22 protein-coding genes, 1 tRNA gene and 1 other RNA gene are annotated in these 23,674 nt (G+C 72.4%); 19 read left to right on the top strand and 5 right to left on the bottom strand.

What is annotated here, in order from left to right; genetic code table 11:
- The first annotated feature begins 18 nt into the window (after nt 1-18).
- On the top strand, nt 19-660 hold the full coding sequence (locus tag MICNX66_RS12745; protein ID WP_232089083.1) for a phosphatase PAP2 family protein: 642 nt from the start codon (nt 19-21) through the stop codon (nt 658-660).
- An 18-nt stretch (nt 661-678) separates the two neighbouring features.
- Nucleotides 679-1,281, top strand: coding sequence for a GNAT family N-acetyltransferase (locus tag MICNX66_RS12740; RefSeq protein ID WP_187662180.1), 603 nt, complete (start codon nt 679-681; stop codon nt 1,279-1,281).
- A 51-nt stretch (nt 1,282-1,332) separates the two neighbouring features.
- Here MICNX66_RS12740 and MICNX66_RS12735 read toward each other — a convergent pair.
- Nucleotides 1,333-1,420: transfer RNA gene (locus tag MICNX66_RS12735), tRNA-Ser, on the bottom strand.
- A gap of 165 nt (nt 1,421-1,585) precedes the next feature.
- Between MICNX66_RS12735 and mpaB the strand changes: the two genes are divergently transcribed.
- The 12 genes from mpaB (at nt 1,586) to trhO (ending at nt 11,192) form a co-directional block, all read left to right on the top strand.
- Nucleotides 1,586-2,653, top strand: a complete 1,068-nt coding sequence (gene mpaB / locus MICNX66_RS12730; protein WP_187662179.1) for a daptide biosynthesis RiPP recognition protein — start codon at nt 1,586-1,588, stop codon at nt 2,651-2,653.
- Nucleotides 2,650-3,909, top strand: a complete 1,260-nt coding sequence (mpaD, locus tag MICNX66_RS12725; RefSeq protein WP_187662178.1) for a daptide-type RiPP biosynthesis aminotransferase — start codon at nt 2,650-2,652, stop codon at nt 3,907-3,909. The genes mpaB and mpaD overlap by 4 nt, the downstream gene beginning before the upstream one ends.
- A 234-nt stretch (nt 3,910-4,143) precedes the next feature.
- Complete coding sequence (gene mpaC, locus MICNX66_RS12720) at nt 4,144-5,079, top strand: daptide-type RiPP biosynthesis dehydogenase (protein WP_232089082.1); 936 nt, start codon at nt 4,144-4,146, stop codon at nt 5,077-5,079.
- Nucleotides 5,080-5,084: 5 nt separating this feature from the next.
- A complete protein-coding gene (gene mpaA1 / locus MICNX66_RS17000) occupies nt 5,085-5,219 on the top strand; it encodes an MpaA1 family daptide-type RiPP (protein ID WP_259951368.1) in 135 nt (44 codons plus the stop codon).
- 44 nt (nt 5,220-5,263) lie between these two features.
- Nucleotides 5,264-5,389, top strand: a complete 126-nt coding sequence (gene mpaA2, locus MICNX66_RS16995) for an MpaA2 family daptide-type RiPP (RefSeq protein WP_257721411.1) — start codon at nt 5,264-5,266, stop codon at nt 5,387-5,389.
- A 10-nt stretch (nt 5,390-5,399) separates the two neighbouring features.
- Nucleotides 5,400-5,519, top strand: coding sequence for an MpaA3 family daptide-type RiPP (mpaA3, locus tag MICNX66_RS17030; RefSeq protein ID WP_292788270.1), 120 nt, complete (start codon nt 5,400-5,402; stop codon nt 5,517-5,519).
- A 68-nt stretch (nt 5,520-5,587) separates the two neighbouring features.
- Nucleotides 5,588-6,400 carry a daptide-type RiPP biosynthesis methyltransferase gene (gene mpaM, locus MICNX66_RS12715; RefSeq protein WP_187662177.1) on the top strand — a complete coding sequence of 271 codons (813 nt, stop codon included), beginning with the start codon at nt 5,588-5,590 and terminating at the stop codon, nt 6,398-6,400.
- Entirely contained in the window at nt 6,397-8,082 is a 1,686-nt protein-coding gene (gene mpaP, locus MICNX66_RS12710) for a daptide biosynthesis intramembrane metalloprotease (RefSeq protein WP_187662176.1), read from the top strand. The genes mpaM and mpaP overlap by 4 nt, the downstream gene beginning before the upstream one ends.
- Nucleotides 8,083-8,084: 2 nt before the next feature.
- Nucleotides 8,085-8,801 (top strand): ATP-binding cassette domain-containing protein, encoded by a 717-nt coding sequence (locus tag MICNX66_RS12705; protein WP_187664210.1) that lies wholly within the window; start codon nt 8,085-8,087, stop codon nt 8,799-8,801.
- Nucleotides 8,798-9,526, top strand: a complete 729-nt coding sequence (locus MICNX66_RS12700; RefSeq protein ID WP_187662175.1) for an ABC transporter permease — start codon at nt 8,798-8,800, stop codon at nt 9,524-9,526. Before MICNX66_RS12705 ends, MICNX66_RS12700 begins: the two co-directional genes overlap by 4 nt.
- A complete protein-coding gene (locus MICNX66_RS12695; RefSeq protein WP_187662174.1) occupies nt 9,523-10,254 on the top strand; it encodes a hypothetical protein in 732 nt (243 codons plus the stop codon). Before MICNX66_RS12700 ends, MICNX66_RS12695 begins: the two co-directional genes overlap by 4 nt.
- A 29-nt stretch (nt 10,255-10,283) precedes the next feature.
- Complete coding sequence (trhO, locus tag MICNX66_RS12690; RefSeq protein ID WP_187662173.1) at nt 10,284-11,192, top strand: oxygen-dependent tRNA uridine(34) hydroxylase TrhO; 909 nt, start codon at nt 10,284-10,286, stop codon at nt 11,190-11,192.
- Nucleotides 11,193-11,210: 18 nt separating this feature from the next.
- Here trhO and MICNX66_RS12685 read toward each other — a convergent pair whose 3' ends face one another.
- The 4 genes from MICNX66_RS12685 to MICNX66_RS12670 all read right to left on the bottom strand — a co-directional run bounded on the left by MICNX66_RS12685 (nt 11,211) and on the right by MICNX66_RS12670 (nt 18,698).
- Nucleotides 11,211-13,478 (bottom strand): transglutaminase family protein, encoded by a 2,268-nt coding sequence (locus tag MICNX66_RS12685; protein WP_187662172.1) that lies wholly within the window; start codon nt 13,476-13,478, stop codon nt 11,211-11,213.
- Nucleotides 13,465-14,655 carry a DUF58 domain-containing protein gene (locus MICNX66_RS12680; protein ID WP_187662171.1) on the bottom strand — a complete coding sequence of 397 codons (1,191 nt, stop codon included), beginning with the start codon at nt 14,653-14,655 and terminating at the stop codon, nt 13,465-13,467. Before MICNX66_RS12680 ends, MICNX66_RS12685 begins: the two co-directional genes overlap by 14 nt.
- Before the next feature lie 10 nt (nt 14,656-14,665).
- Complete coding sequence (locus MICNX66_RS12675) at nt 14,666-15,655, bottom strand: AAA family ATPase (protein WP_187662170.1); 990 nt, start codon at nt 15,653-15,655, stop codon at nt 14,666-14,668.
- Between the two features lie 109 nt (nt 15,656-15,764).
- A complete protein-coding gene (locus MICNX66_RS12670) occupies nt 15,765-18,698 on the bottom strand; it encodes a DEAD/DEAH box helicase family protein (RefSeq protein ID WP_187662169.1) in 2,934 nt (977 codons plus the stop codon).
- A gap of 65 nt (nt 18,699-18,763) precedes the next feature.
- Here MICNX66_RS12670 and ffs point away from each other — a divergent pair.
- From ffs to MICNX66_RS12645, 5 genes are all read left to right on the top strand, one after another.
- Nucleotides 18,764-18,860: signal recognition particle sRNA small type (ffs, locus tag MICNX66_RS12665), an RNA gene on the top strand.
- Between the two features lie 48 nt (nt 18,861-18,908).
- A complete protein-coding gene (locus tag MICNX66_RS12660; protein WP_187662168.1) occupies nt 18,909-19,517 on the top strand; it encodes a rhomboid family intramembrane serine protease in 609 nt (202 codons plus the stop codon).
- Nucleotides 19,514-20,212, top strand: coding sequence for a hypothetical protein (locus MICNX66_RS12655; RefSeq protein ID WP_232089081.1), 699 nt, complete (start codon nt 19,514-19,516; stop codon nt 20,210-20,212). The genes MICNX66_RS12660 and MICNX66_RS12655 overlap by 4 nt, the downstream gene beginning before the upstream one ends.
- A gap of 62 nt (nt 20,213-20,274) precedes the next feature.
- Nucleotides 20,275-22,404, top strand: a complete 2,130-nt coding sequence (gene pta / locus MICNX66_RS12650; protein WP_187662167.1) for a phosphate acetyltransferase — start codon at nt 20,275-20,277, stop codon at nt 22,402-22,404.
- Complete coding sequence (locus tag MICNX66_RS12645) at nt 22,401-23,621, top strand: acetate/propionate family kinase (protein WP_187662166.1); 1,221 nt, start codon at nt 22,401-22,403, stop codon at nt 23,619-23,621. Before pta ends, MICNX66_RS12645 begins: the two co-directional genes overlap by 4 nt.
- Nucleotides 23,622-23,674 lie beyond the last annotated feature (53 nt).

Genomic DNA, 23,674 nt, shown 5'->3' with positions numbered 1-23,674 from the left:
GTCCGTCACAATGGGACGATGAATCGACGGATGCTGCTGTGGTGGGGCGTCGCCTGCCTCCTCCTGGCCACTGCCCTCGGCGCTCTCGTCGTCTTCGTGTATCCGCAGACGCCGGGCCTCGACCAGTGGTGGAACGACACGATCGCCGCGGTCCGCGCGGACTGGATGCTGAGCTTCGCCCTCGCGCTGAACTGGATCGGCGGCGGCTGGGTCGCCATCCTCGCGGTGCCGCTGGGGACGATCCTCGTCCTGCTGCTCCTGCGGCGATGGCGGGGTGCGCTGTTCGCCGCGCTCTGCTTCCTCGTCAGCGCGGGCGCCGTGCAGCTCCTGAAGAACATCTTCGGCCGTGCCCGACCGCACGACATGCTCGTCGTGAGCGATTACGGCTCGTTCCCGTCCGGCCACACCGCGAACGCGGCGACCATCGCCCTCGTGCTGTGGGTGCTCTTCCCGCGGGTGTGGGTGGCGATCGTGGGCGCCGCATGGATCGTGCTCATGGCTCTGTCGCGCACCTTCCTGTCGGTGCATTGGGCGACGGACACGCTCGGGGGTGCGTTCGTCGGGGCCGGGGTCGTCCTCGTGCTGGCGGCCTGGCTGGTGCCGTGGGTGCGACGCGACGTCGAGGCGACCGCACGCGCCGATAGGCTGAGCGGAACCTGACCTGCCCGAGGAGCCTCCGTGTCGCGTATCCGTCCCTACCGTCCGACCGATCGCGCGGCGATGTTCGAGATCTGCCTGCGGACGGCCGACGCCGGGGGAGACGCCACCGGGGTGCTGTCCGATGACGAGCTCTGGGGGAACCTCTTCGCGGTGCCGTACGTCGAGCGGCACCCGGACCTCGCCTGGGTCGTGGAGGCGGAGGACGGGCGCACCATCGGCTACATCGTCGCCACCGACGACACCGACGCGTTCTACGCCTGGTTCCGTGATGAGTGGTGGCCCACCCTGCACGCGCGCTATCCGCGGTCGGCCGACCCGCAGACACGCGAGCAGAAGCTGATCGAGTACGGGTACACGAGGGAGCCGGGCGTCGAGCCGAACGCGGCGGAGTATCCGGCGCATCTGCACATCGACCTGCTGCCGGAGACCCAGGGGCAGGGGCTGGGGCGCGGTCTCATCGAGACGCTCTTCGCCGAGCTGCGCCGACGCGGTGTCCCGGCCCTGCATCTGGGGATGGACCCCGCGAACAGCGGCGCGGCCGCCTTCTACGAGCGGCTCGGCATGACCCGGCTGCCGTCCGGACCGGGTGGTCTGACGTACGGGGTGCGCTTCGACGGCTGACGGCATCCGAAACGAAGAAGACCTCCGCGATGCGGAGGTCTTCTTCGTCTGTGGCGGTGACGGCGGGATTCGAACCCGCGGTTGCTTGCACAACACACGCTTTCCAAGCGTGCTCCTTCGGCCGCTCGGACACGTCACCAGGGAACAACCTGTCCATCCTATCCGATGTCCCGCCGGCCTCGTGACATACCGGCGATCGCCGGGCGCGGCGGCGAGAGCTGTTATATTGCACGTCATCAGAGGTCTGGATATCTTCATATGAAGACGCAAAGGCGTCAGGCGGATCCGGTTCTCTGGGAGGATCATGGGGACGAGTGCGACGACGGCACGACGCGACGAGGGACCGACGGGCGAAGACCCGCTCCTCGGCCCGCACACCCTGCGGGCGTGGGTCACGGGAGCGCGGGAGGCCCGCACCCGCGTGTTCCTGCGGGAGACCGAGGCGGGGGCGGAGGCTGTCGCTGCGGCGGCAGGGCCAGAGGATGTGATCTTCCAGCCCCTCGAATCGACGTCGCGGCCGGGGACGGCGAGGATCGTCGGTTACAGCGGAACGCTCGCCGACCTCGGCGACGAGTTCTTCCTGGGGGAGCGCGGCGTCGAGCTCCAGGACTATATCGCGGCCTCGTTCGTCCAGATCATCGGACCGACGGCCGTGCGCTTCTTCGACGAGGCGAGCTGGCGCGCCTTCCTCGACGACGCCGATCTCGCCCGCAGCACCGGGGTCTTCGCCGCCGCGATGCTCGACCCCCGGGTGCTGCTCGCGGGTCGCCACGTTCTCGCGCGGCCACACGAGGTGGAGACTCCGGGCGCCCTGCGCATCGCCGCGGACGGTGGCGTGCACCTCGGGCTGCAGGGGCAGGAGATCGGTCACGTGCGCGACCTCCCCGCCGTCCTCGGGCAGGCCCTGCCTCGGGCATCGGCGCTGGGTGGCGTGCCCGGCTCGGCCGACCTCATCACCGAACTCGACGCCCGGCTGTGGATCGGCCGGTACCTCGATGCGGCCGATCTCCGGAAGATGCTCCGCCTGCCGAACGGCACCGGCCGGATCGCGGGCTTCGGGTGGACGCTCCTCGACGACGGCCTGGCGGATGCGGAGCCCGAGGCCACCGATCCGTTCCTGCTCGACACCGCCGAGGGGTTCCTGCTCGCCGATGTCGGGACGCGGCGCCGGCACCTGCTGTCCCCGCTGACCGCCACCGTGGTCGACGCGATCCAGACCTCGCGGACGCGCGGGCTGGCGGCGGCTCGCGTGGCACGGGCGTGCGGAGTGCCCGACGCGCATGCGCGGCGACTCTGCCTCGAGGCGCTGGAGGTGCTCGGCCTCCATCTCGGCCGTCCGGTCGAGAGCGGCCAGAGCGGCGGCACCCGATGAGCGTGCCGCACGCGCTGTGGACATCCATGCTCCCCGCCGACACCGCCTTCCCGACGGATCGCGTGGCGGTGGGCGCCTCCGGGCATCGGATCTCCTACGCCGACGGCTCCCACCGTCTGTGCGCGACGAGCGGGCTGTGGAACGTCCCCCTCGGCTTCGGCAACCCCCGGGTCGCCGAAGCGGTGAACAGGGCCGCGCACGACGCCTCGTATCTGTCGCTGTTCCGCGCACCGCACCGGTACGCCGAGGATGCCGCCGACGCCCTCATCGCCCTCGCGGGTTCCGAGCGCTACCGCCGCGTGATCTTCTCCACATCGGGCGGGGCGGCCAACGATGCCGCGATGAAGCTCGCGCGGCAGTACTGGGCGCAGCAGGGCGCGGGCTCTCGATCCCTCGTCGTCGGTCTCCGCGGCAGCTATCACGGCACGATGTACGGCAGTCACGTGCTGAGCGGCGACGAGCTGCTGCAGTCCGTCTACGGCGTCGACCGGCGGACGGTGCGGCACGTGTCGCACTCCGACGACGGGGAGGAACTCGCGGCGCTGCTGGAGCGCGAGGGGTCCCGCGTCGCCTCGGTCGTGGTGGAGCCGGTCCTGGGCAGCGGCGCCCACGCCCTGTCCGACGCCTTCGTCCACCGTCTCCTGGAGCTGCGGGAGCGGCACGGGTTCCTGCTGGTCGCGGACGAGGTCGCGACCGGCTTCGGCCGCACCGGCTCGCTGTTCGCCACCGACCGCTGGGCGTCCGCTCCGGACGTCCTCATCCTGTCGAAGGCGCTGACGAACGGCGCGATGGGGGCCGCCGTGCTCCTCGTCGGACACCGCATCGCGATGGCCTACGCGCGCGGCGGGTGGACCTTCGTCCACGGGGAGACGCAGGCGGGCACGCCGGCCTGCGCCGCGGCGATCCTCGCCGTGATCGACGAGCTCCGCTGTATCGACGTCGAGGCGACCGCCCAGGCACTGGCGACCGCGCTGCACCGCCTCGCCCGGAGCTGGCAGGACGAGGGGATCGTCACCGATGTCACCGGCTCCGGCTGCTTCGTCGGCCTGGGGCTCCGTCGGCCCGACGACTCCCCGCTCTCCGGCACCGAGGTCCTGGAGGTGGTGTCCGCCATCTCCGACAGCGGCGTCGTGGTCCACCCCGGTCCGAGCTCCTTCCAGCTCATCCCCGCCTACGGCTTCTCGCCGGCGGAACTGGCCGAGACCGATCGTGCCGTGCGGGCCGGTCTGGCGCTCGTGCGGGAGGCGGCGGCATGAGCGCGCCCTTCGCCGGCCGCGTCCCCACACTGTGGCACGGGCCCCGCGCCCGAGAGACGACGGGGCGTCTGACGGCGGGGCGGGACACGCTCGTGATCGCCGACGCGGCCGTCGCGCACACCTTTCCGACCGCACAGCAGGTGCGGAGGATGACGGTGGACGCCTCCGCGGTGGACGAGGTCGGGGGTCCTCCTGATCGCCGACGAGATCATCCGGCGCCCGCCCGAGGTCATCGTGGCCGTCGGAGGCGGAAGCGTCCTCGATGCGAGCAAGATCGCGGCCCTCGCGCTCAGCCCCGGACGCCTCTTCGACTTCGCCCTCCGGCACGCGGCGACGGCAGCGCTCACGGTCCTGCCCGACGCGCCTCCGCCCGTCGACATCATCGCGATGCCGTCGACACTCGGCACGTCCTCGGAGACGAACAGCGTCGCCATCCTCCGGAACAGGTACGGGTCCCGGCTCCTCATCGGTCGACCGCTGCGCCCGCGTCACGCCGTCCTCGATCCCGAACGGCTCGCCACGCTCAGCCCCGCTGCCGTGCGGGAAGGGGCGCTGGAGGCTTTCCTCCGGGTGGCCGGAGCGTCGACGAGCCCGCGGACGGAGCGAGCGGAGCGCGACGCGAGGCTGCTCGGCCGCGCTCTCCTCGAGGCCGCAGCCGGCGAAGCGATATCGGCGGCGGGGCGCCTGCGTCTCGCGCGCCTGAGTGCCGCCACCCAGCGCACGGCGGCGCTCCGCGGACCCGATCCGTACAGCGCCCGACACTGGTATCTCGCGAACGAGGTCGCCTTCCATCTCGGCGCGCGCAAGATGACAGCCACCGTGGCGGTCATCGCCGCGGTCTGGCGTCGGATCGGCGCGGGCGATCTCCGCTGGGGTGATCGCGTCAGCCTCGAGGCGTTCTGGACGGGCGTCGTGGGCGCGACCGGGCTACCCCGCGAGCCGGCCGCCGGCATCGCCGCGCTCGTCGATCAGGCAGACCTCCCGTCACCGCCGCGCCCGAGCGCACGGGAGATCGATCGGGTCGCCGCCGCGGTCGAGACCGCCTGGGGAGACCACCGACCCATGCTGCGCGGAATCCGTGCCGCGGACATCCGCGCCGTGCTCCACGACTCCCGGTGGAGCACGCCCCCGGTCGGCGATCGCCGGCCCCGAACGGCCGAGAGGAGGTGATGTGAATGAACGACAGCACGGAGATGAGCATCCGGTTCCAGGAGCTCGACCCGATGGAGGCGCCCAGCTGGGACAGCTTCTACCAGGGCGTGATCGGCGCGCTGGTCCTCATCGGGATCGGCGCGGCAGCCGCCACCTGATGCCGCCTGGCCGCATCCGGATCAGACAGAGGAAGGAGGGACGCATGACCGCAGCACTGCCGGCGCTCGAGTTCACCGAACTCGAGGCCATGGATGCGCCGGGCGATGCCGACGACTACATCCGCGGCTTCGCCGTGGGCGTGATCATCGGAATTCTCGCTCTGACCTAGGAGGTGCACGTTGCAGACCACGTCGCTGGAGTTCCTGGAACTCGAACAGATCGACACCCCGCTCGAGTGGTGGGAGCACGCGAGCTACATCATCGCGATCATCGGCGGAGCCGCCGCCATCGCGACCTGACAGAGGGTGCGGGCGGGATCGTCCGCCCGCACCCCCCGACCATCCCTGCGAGGAGAGGCGATGCACGGATGACATCCCTGATCACCGAGACCGTGGCGGCACGGCTCGACCTGGTCGGCGCGACCGCCCGCGGGCAGGATCTGTACGCCGGGGCCGGCACAGACTTCTACGACCGGCTCGTCGGCCCGGACCGGGCGGAGGTCCGGGAGGTCCTGGCGCTCGCGCGCGCGGTCCCCGGTCCCGTCCTCGACCTCGCGGCCGGGAGCGGACGGCTGACGGTGCCGCTCGTGCGCTCCGGGCATCACGTCACGGCGGTCGATCTCTCGGCGGACATGCTCGCGCGCCTCCGCGGAGCCGTTCCGCACGGCGCGACGGTCGAGTGCGTCGTCGCGGACATGCGCGACCTCGCGCTCGATGGGCGGTACGGTCTGGTCATCCTCGGGGCGACCTCCATCACCGTGCTCGACCGGGAAGGCCGGGCGCGTCTCTACGCGGGTGTCCGACGTCATCTCGACTCCACCGGTGTCTTCGCCCTCACCGTCGCGGGCAGAGCGTCGGCGGACCGCCTCGCGGTGACGGCCGACCGCGAGATCGTGGTTCCCGGAAGCGCCGGAGACGAGCCCTACCTGTTCGCGCAGCAGATCGAGGACGACGGCGCCGTACGGGTGGTCAACTGGGTCCGTCTCGCCGACATCGCCCCGGGCGCGGAGGTGCCGGTACTCACGAGTCGTCTGCATGTGCTGAGCCCCGAGATCCTGGCCGACGAACTCGTCGCGGCCGGCTTCACGGCCCCCCGGATCTCTCCGGTGCGGACGCCGGTCCCCGGGGAGATCCTGCTGCTCACGGCGTCTCCCTCCGGGGATCGAGGGGGTGCGCGATGACCGCCGCGGATTCCCGGTCCCTGTGGCGACAGCGCGGACGAGGGCGGGACCCCCTCACCGCGGAGACGTGTCCCGCTCTGGCGACCGGCGTGGATTTCGAGCCCACCGGCGAGGGCTCCGTGTGGCTCGCCACGGTGCAGGGTGTCCCGTCCGCGCGGCTGTCCCGGGCGGTGGTCGACCTGCTGACGGCGATGGACGGCCGGACCCCGGTCTCCGCGCTGCGGGTACGCTTCGCGCCGGAGGCGACCGACGAGAGCGTGCTGCGACTGGTGGAGCGCTTCCGCGACAACGGTCTCCTGGCCGGGGGCGCGTCCCGACCACCCGGCCGCGTCGCCTACCGACCGCCGTTCACCCTGCAGTTCGCGACGCTCCGTGCGCCCGCCCTCTTCGCGCACCTGGACCGGCTGGTCGTCCCCGTCCCGCGCCGAGCAGCCCTCGCGGCCGTCGCCGCGGTGCTCGTCGCCGGGGCCGTCGCCGCGATCCTGCAGGCCGGCGATCTCAGGAACGTGCTCACGCGCCCCCTACCGCTCACCGGCTTCGTCGTCGTCGTCGTGGCGCTGGGACTCGCGACGCTGTTCCACGAGGCCGCGCACGGGCTCACCCTCACCCGGCTGGGCGGTCGGCCCCGACGCGCCGGGTTCATGCTCTTCTACCTCACGCCCGCGTTCTTCGTCGATGTGACGGACGGATGGCGGCTCGCCGACCGTCGGCATCGTGTGGCGATCGCGCTCGCCGGTCCGGCCGTCCACGCCACCGCGGCGGCGGTGGCGATGCTCGCGGCTCTCGGCCTGCCGGCGTCGACGGCCCGCGAGACGCTGCTGCTCCTCGCGATCTCCTGCACTGTCGTCGTCCTCGTGAACCTGATCCCGTTCGTGCGGTTCGACGGGTACATCGCGTTGATGAGTGCGCTGGACGAACCGAATCTCCGGGGGAGGACGGTCCGCGACGGCGCGGGCTTCCTCGCCCGCGTCCTGTTCGGCGGTCCGCGGCAGCCTCAGGCGCTGGAGCGGTGGTGGAGTGTGCCGTTCGGCCTGTGCTGTCTGATCGCGCCGGTCGTGATGGTGCTGTTCGCGGTCGTGCGGACCGCACAGCTGCTCGCCGGAGGCGGGCCGGGGGCGAGCCTCGTCGTGCTCGCCCTGGAGAGCGTCGTGGTCGTGGTGGGCGTCGCCCTCCTGGTGCGCGCACTGATCCGTGTGCGGCGATCCGGTGTCTCCCGGACTCGTCTCGTCGCGGTGACCGCCGCGCTCGCCGTCGGCACGGTGGCCGCCGGCATCCTCATCCCCGTCCCGACGGCCGCGACACTCGGGTACTGGGTGGACGACGACCGCGTGGTCCTGGTCCGCGGAGGAGCGGACGCCGGTGCAGACATCCCGGACGGTGCACGCGTCATCCTGTCGACGCGGGGGATCCTCGCGAACGAGAACCGGGGCGAGGGGAGGACCGCGGTCCGCCCTGCGGCGGAGGCCGAGGTTCCGATCGAGGCGCTGTACCCGGTCAGGGTGCCCGGGGTGACTGTCGCGGCGACGGCCGTTGCGGAGGTCGAGGTGACCGGGGAGAGGAGCGCCCTGCCGGCAGCCGGACAGGCGCGGGTCGAGCTGGGCACGACCCCGCTGTGGCATGCGCTCTGGGCGGCGGCCGTCTCGCCGCTGGCGACCCCCACGAGCGAGGAGGAGAGAGGATGACCATGAATCAGCACGCCATCGAGGTGCGCGGCCTGACCAAGAGGTTCGGACACCGCACCGCCGTCGAGGACCTGTCGTTCGCCGTGCCCCGCGGAGCGATCGTCGGGCTCCTCGGACCGAACGGCGCGGGGAAGTCGACGACGCTGCGCGCGATCGTCGGCCTCGTGCGCCCGACCGGCGGAGAGACCCTCATCGACGGGGCGCCGTTCGGTGCGCTCGACAACCCCGCTACGCACGTCGGCGTCCACATGGACGGGTTCGGCTTCGAGCCGGGCATCTCGGGGCGACGGCATCTGGAGATCTGCCGACTCGCCGCCGGGGCGCCCCGCGACCGCGTCGACGAGGTCCTCACCGAGGTCGGCCTGGCCGCCGATGCGCGTCGGCGCGTGAAGACGTACTCGACGGGCATGGCCCAGCGGCTCGGGCTGGCCGCCGCATTGATCGGCGCGCCGCGGACGCTCATCCTCGACGAACCGGCCAACGGGCTGGATCCCGACGGCATCCGCTGGCTGCGCCGGTTCCTCCGCGGTTTCGCCGAACGCGGCGGCACGGTCCTCGTCTCCAGTCATCAGCTCCCCGAACTCGAGCAGGTCGTGGACGAGGTCGTCGTGATCAAGCGTCGGGCGCTCTTCGCCGGACGGCTGGACGATCTGGTCACCGGCGGGGCCGACTCGCTCGAGAGTCGGTACTTCGACCTCGTCGAGGGAGCCCCGGCGTGAGCGGCGTGATCCGCAGCGAGCTGCTGCGCGCGGTGAGCGGGCTGTCGATCCTCGCCGTGTACCTCGTCGCCGTCCTCATGCCGACGTTCGTGCTCTTCTCCGACGGCTCGCGCTTCGCTCTCGACGGCCTCGACCCCGGCGCGGCGACGGCTCGACTGCTGGAGCCGCTCGCGTGGTCGGTCATCTCGGCGGCGTTCGTCGGTGCCTACCCGGTGACGCGGGAGTACTACTACGGCTCCATGGACCGCACGCTCACGGCGGTCGGGTTCCGTCGCGCCTTCCGCGGGAAACTGGTCGCCGGCGTCCTCATCGCCCTGGCGCTGGCCGGCGTCGTCTTCCTGCTGTGGACGCTCGCGATCTCCCTCCTGCTCGCTCGCCACGGGCTCGCGCTCGTCTTCACCGCCGAGGCATGGCGGATCATCGCCGGGGCCGTGGCCGGGGTCGTCCTCGGTGCTCTCATCGGCGGGGCGATCGGCTGGATCACCCGGAACTACTACGCGACGGCGATCATCGTCCTCGTCTTCCCGATGGCGCTGGAGTTCGCGCTGCTACGGACGGCACCGGAGATCGCGCGGTTCTCACCCGGGATGGCCATCGCCGCGCTGAGCGTGCCGGAGTACCAGGGACGACTGCTCGCCTTCGTGCCTGCCCTCGGCATCGGGGTGGCGTGGGCGATCGGTCTCGTCGCGCTCGCCGCCGTCCGAGGACGCCGGAGCGTCGCGTGATCGGTCGGGCGCTGCGGGCGCAGGCGCGCGGCGCGGCCGGGGATGTCGTCCTCCTCGGGATGGCACTGGCGGCCTTCGTGCTGTCCCTGTCCCTGGCGACCAGCATCCCGGCGGAGCTCGGCGATGCGCCACGGGAGGCGCGGGAAGGACTGGTGGCCCCGTTCGACGCCGTGCTCGCGACCTACGCCGGCATCCTCGCCGCCGTCTACGGTTCCTTCCGCTACACGATCGACCGGCGGGACGGTGTCGTCGCGCAGCGACTGATGCTGGAGTCCCGGTGGGCGATGCTCGTCGTCCGTATGCCTGCCTCGGCGCTGGGCGGCGCGGTCGTCGCGGTCGCGGCCGTCCTCGGCGGCCGCGCGGCGCTGTTCGTCACGATGGGCGGGATCCCCGTGCATCCGTCCGCCGTCATGGCCGCCCTCGCCCTCGGCGCGGCCGCCGCCCTCTGGGGCCTGGGGGTCGGCATCGTCGTGCAGGCGCATCTCGCGGCGCTGTTCGTCACCGCGTTCTCGATGGGGGTCGGGCTGCTCGTGGCGATGTTCTGGAGCGCCGGCGCCGTCTACCTGCCTCTTCCTGCTCTGCTCGACGCCTTCCGGTTCGACGGGTCCGCCATCGGGATCCCGGCGGGCGGAGGACTCGGGCTGCTGGCGGCGCCGATCGCGGCGGGCTGGATCCTCCTCGCCGTGGGGGCGGGATCGGCCGTGTTCCTGCGGCGGGACGTGACCTAGGCCCGCGGGAGGCGACGTAGGATTCCTGGGTGGCCACCCCCAAGATCCTCCTCTTCTACGCGTTCACGCCGCTCGCCGACCCGGAGGCCATCCGCGTCTGGCAGCGCGATCTCGGCGAGGCGTTGGGGCTGCGCGGTCGGCTGCTGATCTCGTCGCAGGGCATCAACGGCACTCTCGGCGGCGACCTCCCGGTGCTGAAGAAATGGGTGCGGTCATTCCGCTCCTATGCGCCCTTCCGCGACGCCGACATCAAGTGGAGCGAGGGCACCGGGCTCGACGCGTCGGGTCGCAGCCTCGACTTCCCGAAGTTGAGTGTGAAGGTGCGCGACGAGATCGTGTCGTTCGGCGCCCCGGATGAGCTGCGGGTCGACGCGGACGGCGTCGTCGGCGGGGGCGCGCGGCTCACCCCCGAACAGCTGCACGCCCTGGTCGCCGAGCGCGGGGACGAGGTCGTGTTCTTCGACGGACGGAACGCGCTGGAGGCCGAGATCGGACGCTTCCGTGGCGCCGTCGTGCCGGATACGGAGACCACCAGGGACTTCGTGCGCCTGCTCGACTCCGGCACCTACGACGACCTGAAGGGCAAGCCCGTCGTCACGTACTGCACCGGCGGCATCCGCTGCGAGGTGCTGTCGAGTCTCATGGTCGCCCGCGGCTTCGGCGAGGTGTATCAGCTGGAGGGCGGCATCGTCCGCTACGGGGAGACCTTCGGCGACGACGGCCTCTGGGACGGATCGCTCTACGTCTTCGACGGGCGTGGATCCGTCGACTTCTCGGACCACGCGCGGGTCATCGGTGTGTGCGTGGGATGCGGCGCGGCGACCAAGCGCACCGCCAACTGCCCTGACCCGTCGTGCCGCGTGCAGTCCGTCGTCTGCGCGGACTGCGAGGCCGTCGCGTGCCCGGCGCATGCGGCCACCGTGCCGACGCGGGCCTGAGCGGCGCGACGACGACGGTCACACCAGGAGCCGGGCGTCTGATCCGCGCGGGGCGTAGAGCGACCGCGGCAGCAGCAGTGCGCGTGCCCGCGTCGACCCGTCGACATGCGCGCGGAGACTGACGAGCACGGACTGCAACGGCGCGCCGAGGTCGTCCTCCGCCGCGGACGCGCGGGCGTAGTTGGCGCGCTCCACCGCCGCGATGAGCCGCCCCAGCGCAGCCTCGTCGGCTCCCGCATCCCTGACGAGCCCGGCGGCCCGCATCCGCGGACTGTCCGCATCCGAGACCGCGATCCGGAGATCGATCAGGGTGTCGCGCAGTTCCGCCCAGGCCGCGGCGGCGTCTCCGCGTGCGGCACGGCGCAGCCGGAGGCGCCGCTCGACGAGCCGGACGAGCGCGGGAAGGAGGAGGAGCGCCACGACGCCGAGCACGGTGAGGACCACCGGCATCGGGTCCAGCCGGCGCAGCTCTCCGGAGTCCGTCGAGCCGGCATCGGCATCCCGCCGATCGACCTCGGGGCCGGAGGTCTCCTCCGTCTGCGGTGCGGTCGTCGGCGCAGGAGTGGCGGGGCCTCCGCCGGTCCCGCCTGCGGTCGTGCCCGCCCGGAAGGCCGTGGGGACGCCGAGCGAGGCGGTCGGCTCGAACGGCACCCAGCCGATCCCGGGGAACAGCACCTCGGGCCAGGAATGCAGCTGATCGCTCGACACCGAGAAGATCGACTCGTCTCCGCGCTTCTCGTCCGTGAGGGCCCCGGGGAGGTAGCCCACCACGATGCGCACCTGCATGCCCAGGCTCTCGGCCATGAGGGCGAAGGAGCCGGCGAAGTGCACGCAGTATCCGGACCGCTCTTCGAGGAATCGTGCCACCGCGTCCGCGCCGGTCCCGTCGAACCCCTCGTCGACCGGCGTCTCCAGCGAGTACTCGAACTGCGACCGGAACCAGTTCTGCAGGGCGACGAGGCGGTCGTAGTCGGTCTCCTCGTCCGCGGTGACCTCCGTCGCCAGCCGGGAGATGATCCCCGGAAGCTCGACGTCCTCGTCCTCCGCGTCCGCGAGGGGCGGGGCGGCCTCCGCGGCGCGGATCTGCTCCAAGGTCGGCGTCACGCGGAGCGAGGTGACCGTGTAGTCGTTGCCGACCGCATCGGCGCGGCGGGAGAAGAGGGTGCGGTTCTCGGGCGACACGCGCCACGCGGCGCTCAGACCCTGCACTTCCGTGGCCGGATACGGCAGCGGGAGCCAGGAGCTCGACATGCGCAGCACCCGGATCGAGGTCGTCTGCTCCGCGGTGGTGATGTCGTCCCCCCACTCCGGATCCCCGAAGCCGTCGACCTGAGACTGCAGGTCCCCGCGATCCGGCTGCCAGACGCGGCCGTCGAACCGGGAGAGCGTCGTGAGGCGGAGATACGGGGCGGTGTCGGTCTTCGCGGCCACGGTCAGCACCTCGACCGGACTCGGCTGCCGCAGATCGTCGCCCAGCCGTAGCGAGGCATCGACGGTCACGCCGACCCCGGTGCCGGTGATGGTCGAGCCGACCGGGAGCAGCGGCGTCACGACGAGGGTGGTCGCGACGGCGGCGGCACCGACGGCGACCGCGACGCCGGCCGACGCGCGGCGCGGTGACTCCGGATGCCGACGTGCGGTGAAGCGGAACACGAGGAGCGCCACGACCGCCGCGAGGGCGAACCAGGCCACATTCGGGGCACCAAGGGTGATGATCATGGGCACCGCACCGGTGACGCCCAGAAGAACGGTCGTGAACACGGCGGAGCGACTCGCGATCAGGAGATCGAGCAGGATCGCGACGACCGCGAAGCCCGCTCCGAGGGCGGCCGCAAGCCCCGGAGAGGCCTCCAGCGGGGCCGAACCGAAGACGATCTCCTCTGCCGCGGCGGATGCGAGGGCCTGGAACAGGCCGAAGGTGCGGGGCGTCGGAACGACCCCCGCGATCGCGGTGTCTCCGGCGAGGAGCAGCGTGAGGACGCCGACCGCCACGATGACCTGCGCCACAAGGGCGAGCAGCCCGGCGATACCCTCCGAACGCCCGCGTAGGAGATGACGCACGAGCGCGCCGATCCCCACGACCGCGATGATGACGACGGTCGCGACGAACGACCAGGTCCCCGGAGCGATGACGGCGGTGAACGGCCACAGCGCCGTGAGGGCCGCGAGGCCGGCGAGGGCCGCCGGAGCGAGGACACCGGACGGCGGCTCCTCCCGGTCACGGTGCCAGCGTGCGCGGGTGTCGGCGGGCACGGGGGCGGGTCGCGTGCGCTCAGCGCGGAACATCGGCGGCTCCCGTCCGCGCCGACAGCGCGTCGTCCCAGGCATCCGCGACGTCGACGCCGAGCCGGGTCACGGTCCAACCGTGCTGGCGGGCGGCGTCCTCCGTTCCCGGGAGCGGATCGGTACTGAACAGCAGCGGCGCTGCCGCCCCCGCCGGACGCAGGAGCGCGGCGTCCTCCTCGTCCAGCCGACCGGTCACGTAGACGAGCGGCCCCGGCGGTGTCCCGCCCAGGAGCGCGGCGAGGTCGCGCCTCTCGCCGCGCGGCGTCACCATCGCCAGGGCGACCAGCAGGCCGTCCCTGTCGTCCTCGTGTCCGCGGAGCACGCCGAGGAGCGTGCCGGCGCTGTCCAGCACGTCGACGCTGTACCCCTCCGCAGCGAGGTGCACGGCGGCGGACGCGCACAGGGAGACCGCGGCCTCGAACGCCGGGTCGACGGCATCGGTCCCCGTGGTCCAGCCGCCGGCGGCGCGGTCGAGCACGACGACCGCGTCGGGGCTCGACTCCTCCTCCTCCTGCCGGACCATGAGTTCGCCGCGGTGCGCCGTCGCCCTCCAGTGGATGCGTCGCATCGAGTCACCCGGTGCGTAGCCGCGGGGGGAGAGGTTGTCGCTGCCCTGGCCCAGGCGGGTGGACGAGGTGTGCGCGGTCCCGCCCGCGGCGCCGATCCGCACGGCGAGCGGGGTGAGCGCGAAGACCTCCGGCACGACCGTGATGGTGCGCGTGTCGCCGAAGGCCTGCTCGCGCTGGGCGAGACCGAACGGGTCGACGGTGCGCAGCAGGAGGGGGCCCAGCGGCCAGACACCCCGGCGGACGCCGGTGATGAGGTAGTCCAGCTGGGGTGTGTCCCCGGGATACTCGCCCCCCGAGTCGCCGGCGACCGCGGTGGGGAGGACGTCGTGCCAGAGCCCGTGCGGGACCCGGAGGGCGCGCAGCGTGAAGCGGACCGTCACCCGCGAGGTCTCCGAGACCGTGAGCAGGTCGGTCGAGATCTGTCGGCTGACCGTTCCGGAGCGTCGCGGGAGACGCACGGCGAGGGCGGCGAACAGCGTGAGCGCAGCCAGCAGGATCCCGAGGTACAGGAGGATCCTGGCGCCGAGGACGTTGGCCGCGATCACGCACCCGAGCGCGGCGACGAGCGCACCGGTGCCGCGCGGCGTGAGCAGTCGACGTCGGCGCATGATCGCGTCCTCAGGAGCGGGTCGCGACGGGGACGCGGACGCGCTCGGCGATCTGGGTGAGTGCGGCCTCGACCGGCTGCGCGCCGGCACGGTGGGCCCCGCGGGCGGGGAGCAGCCGGTGCGCGAACACGGGGATCAGCAGGTCGGTGATGTCGTCCGGGATGACGTAGTCGCGGCCGTCCAGCGCGGCCCAGACCTTCGCCGCGCGGACGAGCTGCAGCGTGGCCCGCGGGCTGGCGCCGAGGTGCAGGCTGGGGTCGTTCCGCGTCGCCTGCGCGAGGGAGACGGCGTACTCCTCGAGGGCGGGCGCCACGTGCACGGCGCGCGCCCACGCGATGAGCTGGGAGATCGCGGCGGCGTCCGCGACGGGGGTGACGGTCGCCAGCGGATTCACGACGTCACGCTGCCGGAGCATGAGGGCCTCGGCCGCGGGGTCGGGGTAGCCCATCGAGATGCGCATCATGAAGCGGTCGCGTTGCGCCTCGGGGAGCGCGTACGTGCCCTCCATCTCCAGCGGGTTCTGCGTGGCGACCACGAGGAACGGATCCGGCAGCCGGTGGGTGGAGCCGTCGACCGTGACCTGCCCCTCCTCCATGGCCTCCAGCAGCGCCGACTGGGTCTTGGGGGACGAGCGGTTGATCTCGTCGGCGATGACGATGTGCGCGAAGATGGCGCCGCGTTTGAACTCGAACTCGCGGTCGACGGGGTTGTAGACGGACACGCCCGTCACGTCGCCGGGAAGGAGATCCGGGGTGAACTGGATGCGCCGGACGGTGGCATCGACGGTGGCGGCGAGGGCGCGCGCCAGCATGGTCTTCCCGACCCCGGGCACGTCCTCGATGAGCAGATGGCCTTCGGCGAGCAGGCAGACGAGGGCGCTGCGCACGGCCTCGGGCTTCCCGTCGATCACCTGGCTGATCGAGCCGAGGATGGCCGCCGTCTGCGCGGCGAATCCGTCGGCGTCGATCGCGACCGGGCTCAGGGGGGCGTTCTCTGGCATGCGTTCCCTCTCGTCCGGCGCAACGATGCGCGTGCATCGATCGTACGCTCCGCACGGCCTGCGGGACCATGTCGGGCTGGCCGGTCTGCGGGGACGGCAGGGTCGGCCGTCAGCCCCAGATCCGGTACCGCGGCTCCGCGGGGTCGAGCAGCGCAGGGGTGAGGCGGGCGACCTGGAGCAGCGCGAGACCCGTCGTCCCCCGGAGTTCGTGGAGCTCGCACTGCCCGACCGTCTCCCGCCACCGCGCGGCGAAAGCCTCGGCGTCGGCTCGGCGGCGCGAGAGCGCTGCGGGAACCGGCAGCAGACGACGACCGGGGACGGCGCGGTCGACGATCGAGCGGAGGCGGTCGAGCACGGGACCGGGCCGGCCGAAGATCCCTTGGTCGACCCGCAGGAGGAAGCGCGGACTCTCGGCCACGGCGAACAGCTCCTGCAGGGCGTCGGCGATCAGTGCGCGGTCGCTCCGCGGTCCGGCGATCTCGATCCAGAAGTCGGCGGCGGAGCGGTTGCGCACCCGGACGGTCGAGGCATCGAAGGGCCCCGCCCGTCCGGCGTCGTGGAGGGACCGGGCGATGGCCAGCGCGGCGCCGCCGTACAGAGCAGCGGGGTCACGGAGGCGGTGCAACGCGCGCAGCACGCTGGACCCGCACACCACAGCGGTCGCCAGCACGCCGCCGAGCGCCGCGACGGTGACGCCCGCCTCCAGCGGGAGGGAGACTGCGCCGATCGCCCCCAACGCCGCCGTTCCGAGGGCGATGCCGGTCGCGCTGAATCCGAATGTCAGGGGCACGGCAGCGGCGAGGGTCGGTCCCGTCCGCAGCAGGCGGGCCTCCGGCGTCGTGCGGACGGAGACCACGTCGCGCTCCCGGGAGTCGTGAGGCTCGCCGATCCGCCAGTCCGCTCTGATCTGGGCGCGGGTGGGGAGCCGCGAGAGCGTCTCCTCGTTGATCCTCTCGATCGTGGCGCCGGGGACCTTCTCGAGGACGGCGTCGAGTGCGCCGATCGCGGCGGAGGGGAGCGCGTGGTCCAGTCCCGAGACGATCCGGGTGCCGTCGTCGGCGCTGAGCCCCCAGAGGTGTCCGTGTCGTCGTCGCAGGCGCTGCGTCTCGGCGGGGCTGTCCAGGTCGACGGACGCGGGGATGACGCACGCCACCGACCAGTTGTGCGCCACCTTCTCCGGCCATGCGGGGTCGAGACGCAGGGTGCGCCCCCGGAGCTGCTGGGTGCCGGTGCTCGTCGCCACCGCGGTCAGATCGATCAGCGTGTTCACCGACGGGCAGTCCCACCCCTCGCCGAGGAGTCCTCGGGTGCCGACGAGCACCCGCACGGTGCCGCGTCGGATCAGCTCCGAGACGGCCGCGACGACCTGGCCCCGTCCGGCCTCGGCGACGCGGAGATCCCGCGTGCCTCCTGCTCCGTCGACGACCGTCACCTCGTCCCCGAGCACCGCGGACAGCTGCTCCGCGAGGTCGGCGGCATCGACGGCCCGCACCCGCAGATGATGGGCGGTCAGCAGCACCGGACGCAGCGTCCCTGTCACCTCGTCGGCGGCCAGGAGGTCGAAGACGCGGAGCGCGCCGGCGGGTTGCCCGGTGAGCCCGCGGCGGCTCCCGTGCTCGACGAAGTCGGTCACGACCACCGCCCGCATCCGGGCGCCGGCGTCTCCGCTCAGCTCGCGGCGCAGGATGTCCACGGCCGCGCGGTCCTTCGCCACCGAAGACGTCAGTGTGGTCTCCACCGGGTCCCGGCCGCGTCGCAGCCCCCGATCGGTGAGGTGCAGGCCGAAATCCGCGAGAGCTCCGCGCACGTGCTCCCATTGGCGCAGGGCGGTGGGGTCGGTGAGCAGGCGCGTCTGCGCGAAACGGGTGAGGACGGTGAGGAGGTCGTCGGTCGTGCAGCGGCCGAACAGCACCGGCGGCAGGAGCGCGCCGAGCGGATGCCCCGGCGCCGCGGCTCGGAGGACGACGCCGGCGGCCCGGGTGAGCGTGAAGTCCGTGGAGAGCGCGTGCTCCAGCCGTGCCCGCCGCGCGATGTCGGGGTCATCCGTCCCCGTCGGTGGCACGGAGCCCGCCGCCGGCTCCGGCTGCAACGTCGCCTCCAGATACGCCACGCCATCCGGCGAGGACAGCACCTGCCCGACGAGATCCGCGAGCAGGGCTTCGTGCCGGCGGATGAAGGCGGCCTCGGTCGGGTCCGGCCGGGTGAACCAGATCGAGTCCCGATAGGGCGCGAGGTGGCCCTCCTTCACCACCGCGGGGGCGGGCACCTCGTAGTCCACGTCTCCGAGCAGGCGCGTGTAGTTCTCGTACTCGACACCGTCGTCGGGGGAGGGGAGCGTCGCCGTCAGGCCGATCAGGACCGGGGGCGATCCCGCGGCCCGGATGCGCGCCGCCAGGTAGGCGACGACCAGCGCCCAATGGTCGAGCAGATGATGGCACTCGTCGAGGATGATCGTGCGCACTCCGGCGGCGACGATCGCGTCGATGAGCGCCACGGCGTTGGGGTGCAGCACCCGGGCCAGCTCCTCCGGGCGCTGCTGCGAGAACGAGCGGCGCACCCGGCGTACCCGCCGCCGCAGTCCTGAGCGGTAGCGGTCGGGGTTGTCGACCTCGAGTGTGGCGAGCCAGGTCGCCGCATCGGCCTCGGACCGATCGGTCTCGGCGAGCTCGGCGATCCACCGATGACGCGCCAGCTCCTCGAACGGCGAACCGTCGCCGGTGACGCTGAGGAGTTGGTAGGTCAGCACGGTGAGGTCTCCGAGCCGCCGCGGATCGTCTGAGACGGCGTCGTCCTCGGGGGCGAGCTTCCGCGCCTCCCGGAGCCATTGCTGGCGGATGGTGAGCGTCGGAGTCAGGACGAGCGTGCGGTGTCCCTCCCGCGCGGCGAGCAGCAGTCCGAGCAGGGTCTTGCCGGAACCCGGCGGTGCGACGACGTGCATCTTCTCGTCGGAGCCGACCTCGATGCGCTCCAGCACCTCGGCCTGGTACGTGCGCAGCGGTCCGCGGAACCGCCACGACGAGAGCGGGTGGGCGAGCGGATCCATGACCTGCACAGTCTCTCAAAGAGTGCGGTGTGTCATCGCGCCGGTCGGTGTCGGGTAGAGTGGACGACGGCTCTCCGCGTGGCGGCATCCAGGCCAATTCCCCCAGGGCGGAAACGCAGCAAGGGTAACCGGGCTCTGCTGGGTGCGCGGAGGGTCTTTTCTTTTGCCCGCGTCCAGCCGGCCGCAGGGTGCGCCTGCGACAATCGAGCGGTGACCGTTCCTCCGCCGGCCAGACCCGAGCATCCGCTGCGGCGATTCGCGTCGCCCGTGCTGCTGCTCGCGGCGATGTGGGCGGTGCAGTTCGCGGACGCCGTGCTGCCGGGCTCGTTCAGCGGCCTCGGCATCCGCTCGTGGGATCCCGCCGGGCTGCTCGGGATCGTGTTCGCCCCGCTGCTGCACGCGAGCTGGGCGCATCTGATCGCGAACTCCGTCCCGTTCCTCGTGCTGGGCTGCCTGGTGGCCGTCGAGGGCACGCGCCGATTTTGGGCGGTCACCGTGATCGTCGCGGTCGTCGGCGGGCTCGGGACCTGGCTCGTGAACGCGCCCGGCACGCTGACGGTCGGCGCCTCCGGACTCGTGTTCGGCTACTTCGGCTACGTGGTGATGCGGGTGTTCGCCCCCGGCCGCGTGGCGCATCGCATCCTCTACGCGGTGATCGCGGTCGTCGTGGTCGGCCTGTACGGCGGCACCATGCTGGCCGGGGTGTTCGGAGTGGCGGACGGCGTGTCCTGGCAGGGCCATCTGTTCGGTGCCATCGGGGGCGGTGCGGCCGCGCTCGCCGGACGGCGTCCCGACCAGCGCCGCGCCGTCGGACGATGACGGCTCCGCGCACGAGAGGGACGACGGGGACGCGGACCACGTCGACCCGGCGGCCCGCCGCGTCGCGCGAGGCCGCCAACCGCCGACGCCGCGAGGCCCGCCGTCGAGCCGCCCGGCGCGCACAGCGGAAGCGGATCCTGCGGCGCGTCGCCGTGTCCGCCGCCGTGATAGCCGCGGGGGCGGCGCTGCTCGTGCTCATCCCGCTGGGGCTGGCGAGGGATCCGGCGCCGGTCTGCCTCGACCGTCCGTCGACCTTCCCCCAGGCAGGGGTGGCCGGATGGAGCGGTGAACAGCTCGAGAACGCTGCGACCATCATCCGCACCGCCGACGAGCTCGGGTTCGCGCGGGACGGCCAGATCCTCGGCGTCATGACCGCGATGGGCGAGAGCAGTCTGCGCAACATCGACTACGGGGACTGGGAGACGCGCGGCTGGACCAATCCGGATGGATCGCGCACGACGAGCATCGGCCTCTTCCAGCAACAGGACTGGTGGGGGAGCGTGGAGCAGCGGATGGATCCGGCCACCGCCGCCCGGTTGTTCTTCGAGCGCCTCGGACGCGTGCCCGACTGGCCGTCGATGGCGCCCTCGCATGCCATCCACCGGGTGCAGGTGAACACCGATCGGGACTACTACACGCGGTATCAGGAGGACGCGACGGCGGTCGTCGACGTGCTCTCCGGCCCGTGCGAGTGACCGCCGCGATTGTCACGGCAGCTGTGGGGTGCGGTGTCGGGGCGCCCGCCTAAGCTGGAGCCGTGTCGCGGAGCATCTACATCACCTCGGCCGAAGGCCACACCGGGAAGTCGACGATCGCCCTGGGGGCGCTCGACGCGCTGATGCGCGTGTCACCGCGCGTCGGGGTCTTCCGCCCGATCGCCCGGGCGGTCGCGGAGCGCGACGAGATCCTCGAGCTGCTGCTCGCCCATGACGGCGTCCAGCTCGACTACGAGGACTGCATCGGCGTCACCTACGACGATGTGCGCGCCGATCCGGAGGGCGCGCTGTCGACCATCGTCGCCCGCTTCAAGGCCGTCGAGGCGCAGTGCGACGCGGTGGTGATCGTCGGCAGCGACTACACCGACGTCGCGAGCCCCGCCGAGCTCGGCTTCAACGCCCGGATCGCGGCGAACCTCGGCGCCCCCGTCCTGCTCGTGCTGAGCGGGCGCGACCAGCAGCGGCAGGCCGAGCAGCTCGGCACCACGACCGCGCGGGTGCCTGCCGCCGTGGGCCAGATCGCCGCCCTCGCGCTGCCGGAACTCGCCGAGGAGCGCGCGGAGCTGTTCGCGGTGGCCGTGAACAGGGCCGACCCGGACGGGCTCGATGCCATCGTCGACGCGGTGCGCGCCGTCCTTCCCGCCGGCACCCCGGTCTGGGCGCTGCCCGAGGACCGCGCGCTCGTCGCACCGTCCATCCGCGGCATCGTCTCCGCCGTCGACGGGACGCTGCTCAAGGGCGACGAGGATCGCCTGACCGCGGTCGCGCTGTCCATCGTCGTGGCCGGGATGTCGATGGTGAACGTCCTGCCGCGTCTCACCGACGAGGCCGTCGTCGTGATCCCCGCCGACCGCACCGAGGTGCTGCTCGCCGCCCTCCTCGCCGACTCCTCCGGCACGTTCCCGCGGATCGCCGGGATCATCCTCAACGGTCCCTTCCCCCTGCCCGGACCGATCCTCCAGCTGCTCGACGGCTTCGCCTCCTCGGTGCCGATCATCACCACCGACCTCGGCACCTACGACACGGCGGTACGGGTGATGGGCGCCCGCGGTCGCATCTCCGCCGACTCGCGCGGTCGCTACGACCGGGCACTCGGACTCTTCCAGGCGCATGTCGACGTGGCCGAGCTCACCGAGCAGCTCGGGCTCGCCGAGTCGCACGTCGTCACACCGCTCATGTTCCAGTACGGACTGATGGAGCGCGCGCGGTCCGACCGTCGCCATATCGTCCTCCCCGAGGGCGACGACGACCGCATCCTCCGCGCGGCGGCGGCGCTGCTGTCCCGTGAGGTGGCGGAGCTGACCATCCTCGGCGACGACGGCGCGATCCGTGCGCGGGCGGCGGAGCTCGGCCTCGACATCGCCGGTGCGCACGTGGTGAGCCCCACCGACCCGGCCCTCGTGGAGCGCTTCGCCGCCGAGTACGCCCGGTTGCGCGCCCACAAGGGGATCACGCTCGCGCAGGCCGCCGACACCGTCACGGACGTCTCCTACTTCGGGACGATGATGGTGCACCTCGGACTCGCCGACGGCATGGTCTCCGGTGCCGCGCACACCACGGCGCACACGATCCGTCCGTCCTTCGAGATCATCAAGACGAAGCCGGGTGTGAACGTCGTCTCCAGCGTGTTCCTCATGGCCCTCGCCGACCGCGTGCTCGTGTACGGCGACTGCGCGGTCATCCCCGATCCCACGGCCGAACAGCTCGCCGACATCGCGATCTCGTCCGCCACCACCGCCCGGCAGTTCGGCATCGACCCCCGCGTGGCGATGCTGTCGTACTCCACTGGTGAGTCCGGGTCGGGAGCCGACGTCGACAAGGTCAGGGCGGCGACGGCACTCGTGCGCGAGCGCGCTCCCGAACTCCTGGTGGAGGGCCCCATCCAGTACGACGCCGCCGCCGACGCGGCGGTCGCCAAGGCCAAGCTGCCGGACTCGGCGGTGGCGGGGCGGGCGACCGTGTTCGTCTTCCCCGACCTCAACACCGGCAACAACACCTACAAGGCGGTGCAGCGCTCCGCCGGCGCCGTGGCCATCGGTCCAGTGCTCCAGGGGCTCAACAAGCCCATCAACGACCTGTCCCGCGGTGCGCTCGTCGACGACATCGTGAACACGGTGGCCATCACGGCGATCCAGGCCCAGGGCGACGAGCGATCGGGGGAGGGGGCGTGAGCGCGATCCTCGTCATCAACAGCGGGTCGTCCTCGCTGAAGTACAGCCTCATCGACACCGCGCACGAGGACGAACTCGCCAGCGGGCTCATCGAGCGCATCGGACAGGAGTCCAGCCCTGTCGCCCACACCGTGCGCCCGGAGCCGGGTGACGGACCGTCGGCCACGATGCTCGACGCCACCTACCGCGACGAGCAGCCCATCCCCGACCACGCTGCGGCCTTCGAGGTCATGCGCGCGCAGTTCGCCGCGCACGGTCCTTCGCTCGATGCCCATCCGCCGGTCGCGGTGGGGCATCGGGTCGTGCACGGTGGGGCGCGCTTCTACGCGCCGACCCTGATCGACGCCGACGTCGAGCGGCAGATCGACGAGCTCGCCGTGCTGGCACCGCTGCACAACCCCGCGAACCTCGCCGGCATCCGGGCGGCCCGCGCCGTGTTCGCCGACGTCCCGCACGTCGCGGTGTTCGACACGGCGTTCCATCAGACGCTCCCGCCGGCGGCCTACACCTACGCGATCGACGCGCAGCTCGCCGCCGCGCACCGGGTCCGTCGATACGGCTTCCACGGCACGAGCCACCAGTACGTCAGCGCGGCCGCCGCGCGTTTCCTCGGGCGCGATCTCAGCTCCCTGCGGCAGCTCGTGTTCCACCTCGGCAACGGCGCCTCGGTCACCGCGATCGAGGGCGGCCGCTCGGTGGAGACGTCGATGGGACTCACCCCGCTCGAGGGGCTCGTCATGGGGACGCGCTCGGGCGACCTCGATCCGGCCGCCCTCGTGCACCTGTCGCGCCGTGCCGGCTACACGATCGACGACCTCGACGCGCTCCTGAACACCCGCAGCGGGCTGGCCGGCCTCGCCGGTCGCAGCGACATGCGCGACATCCTCGCCGGGGTCGCTGCGGGCGAAGAGGCCGCGACACTCGCTTTCGACGTGTACGTCCACCGTCTCCGGGCCTACGCCGGCGCCTACATCGCCCAGCTGGGCGGGGTCGACGTCGTGTCCTTCACCGCCGGCGTGGGCGAGAACGCGGCCCCTGTGCGGGCAGCGGCGATGGCGACGCTCGGCTTCGCGGGGATCGAGATCGATCCCGCCCGCAACGAGGCGAAGGAGCGCGGCATCCGTGTCATCTCCACGGATGCGTCCGCCGTGACGGTCCTCGTCGTCCCCACCGACGAGGAGCTGCAGATCGCCAGGCAGACCGCCGAGATGCTCTGATCCCGGTCCGGGGTTACCCCGCGCGCGTCACCGCCATTACGCTTGCACAGTGG

Source organism: Microbacterium sp. Nx66 (assembly GCF_904066215.1).
Lineage (GTDB): Bacteria > Actinomycetota > Actinomycetes > Actinomycetales > Microbacteriaceae > Microbacterium > Microbacterium meiriae.
The sequence above is the reverse complement of the archived record's forward strand: the minus strand, read 5'-3'. Positions and strand labels throughout refer to the sequence as shown.

Bases quoted from the DNA above. Each gene is read 5' to 3' on its own strand.
- mpaB (WP_187662179.1), top strand. From the start codon at position 1,586: ATGGGGACGAGTGCGACGACGGCACGACGCGACGAGGGACCGACGGGC.
- mpaD (WP_187662178.1), top strand. From the start codon at position 2,650: ATGAGCGTGCCGCACGCGCTGTGGACATCCATGCTCCCCGCCGACACC.
- MICNX66_RS12675 (WP_187662170.1), bottom strand. From the start codon at position 15,655: ATGCCAGAGAACGCCCCCCTGAGCCCGGTCGCGATCGACGCCGACGGA.
- mpaP (WP_187662176.1), top strand. From the start codon at position 6,397: ATGACCGCCGCGGATTCCCGGTCCCTGTGGCGACAGCGCGGACGAGGG.
- mpaA2 (WP_257721411.1), top strand. From the start codon at position 5,264: ATGACCGCAGCACTGCCGGCGCTCGAGTTCACCGAACTCGAGGCCATG.
- MICNX66_RS12685 (WP_187662172.1), bottom strand. From the start codon at position 13,478: ATGTTCCGCGCTGAGCGCACGCGACCCGCCCCCGTGCCCGCCGACACC.
- MICNX66_RS12705 (WP_187664210.1), top strand. From the start codon at position 8,085: ATGAATCAGCACGCCATCGAGGTGCGCGGCCTGACCAAGAGGTTCGGA.
- mpaM (WP_187662177.1), top strand. From the start codon at position 5,588: ATGACATCCCTGATCACCGAGACCGTGGCGGCACGGCTCGACCTGGTC.
- MICNX66_RS12745 (WP_232089083.1), top strand. From the start codon at position 19: ATGAATCGACGGATGCTGCTGTGGTGGGGCGTCGCCTGCCTCCTCCTG.
- MICNX66_RS12680 (WP_187662171.1), bottom strand. From the start codon at position 14,655: ATGCGCCGACGTCGACTGCTCACGCCGCGCGGCACCGGTGCGCTCGTC.
- mpaA1 (WP_259951368.1), top strand. From the start codon at position 5,085: ATGAACGACAGCACGGAGATGAGCATCCGGTTCCAGGAGCTCGACCCG.
- MICNX66_RS12655 (WP_232089081.1), top strand. From the start codon at position 19,514: ATGACGGCTCCGCGCACGAGAGGGACGACGGGGACGCGGACCACGTCG.
- MICNX66_RS12670 (WP_187662169.1), bottom strand. From the start codon at position 18,698: ATGGATCCGCTCGCCCACCCGCTCTCGTCGTGGCGGTTCCGCGGACCG.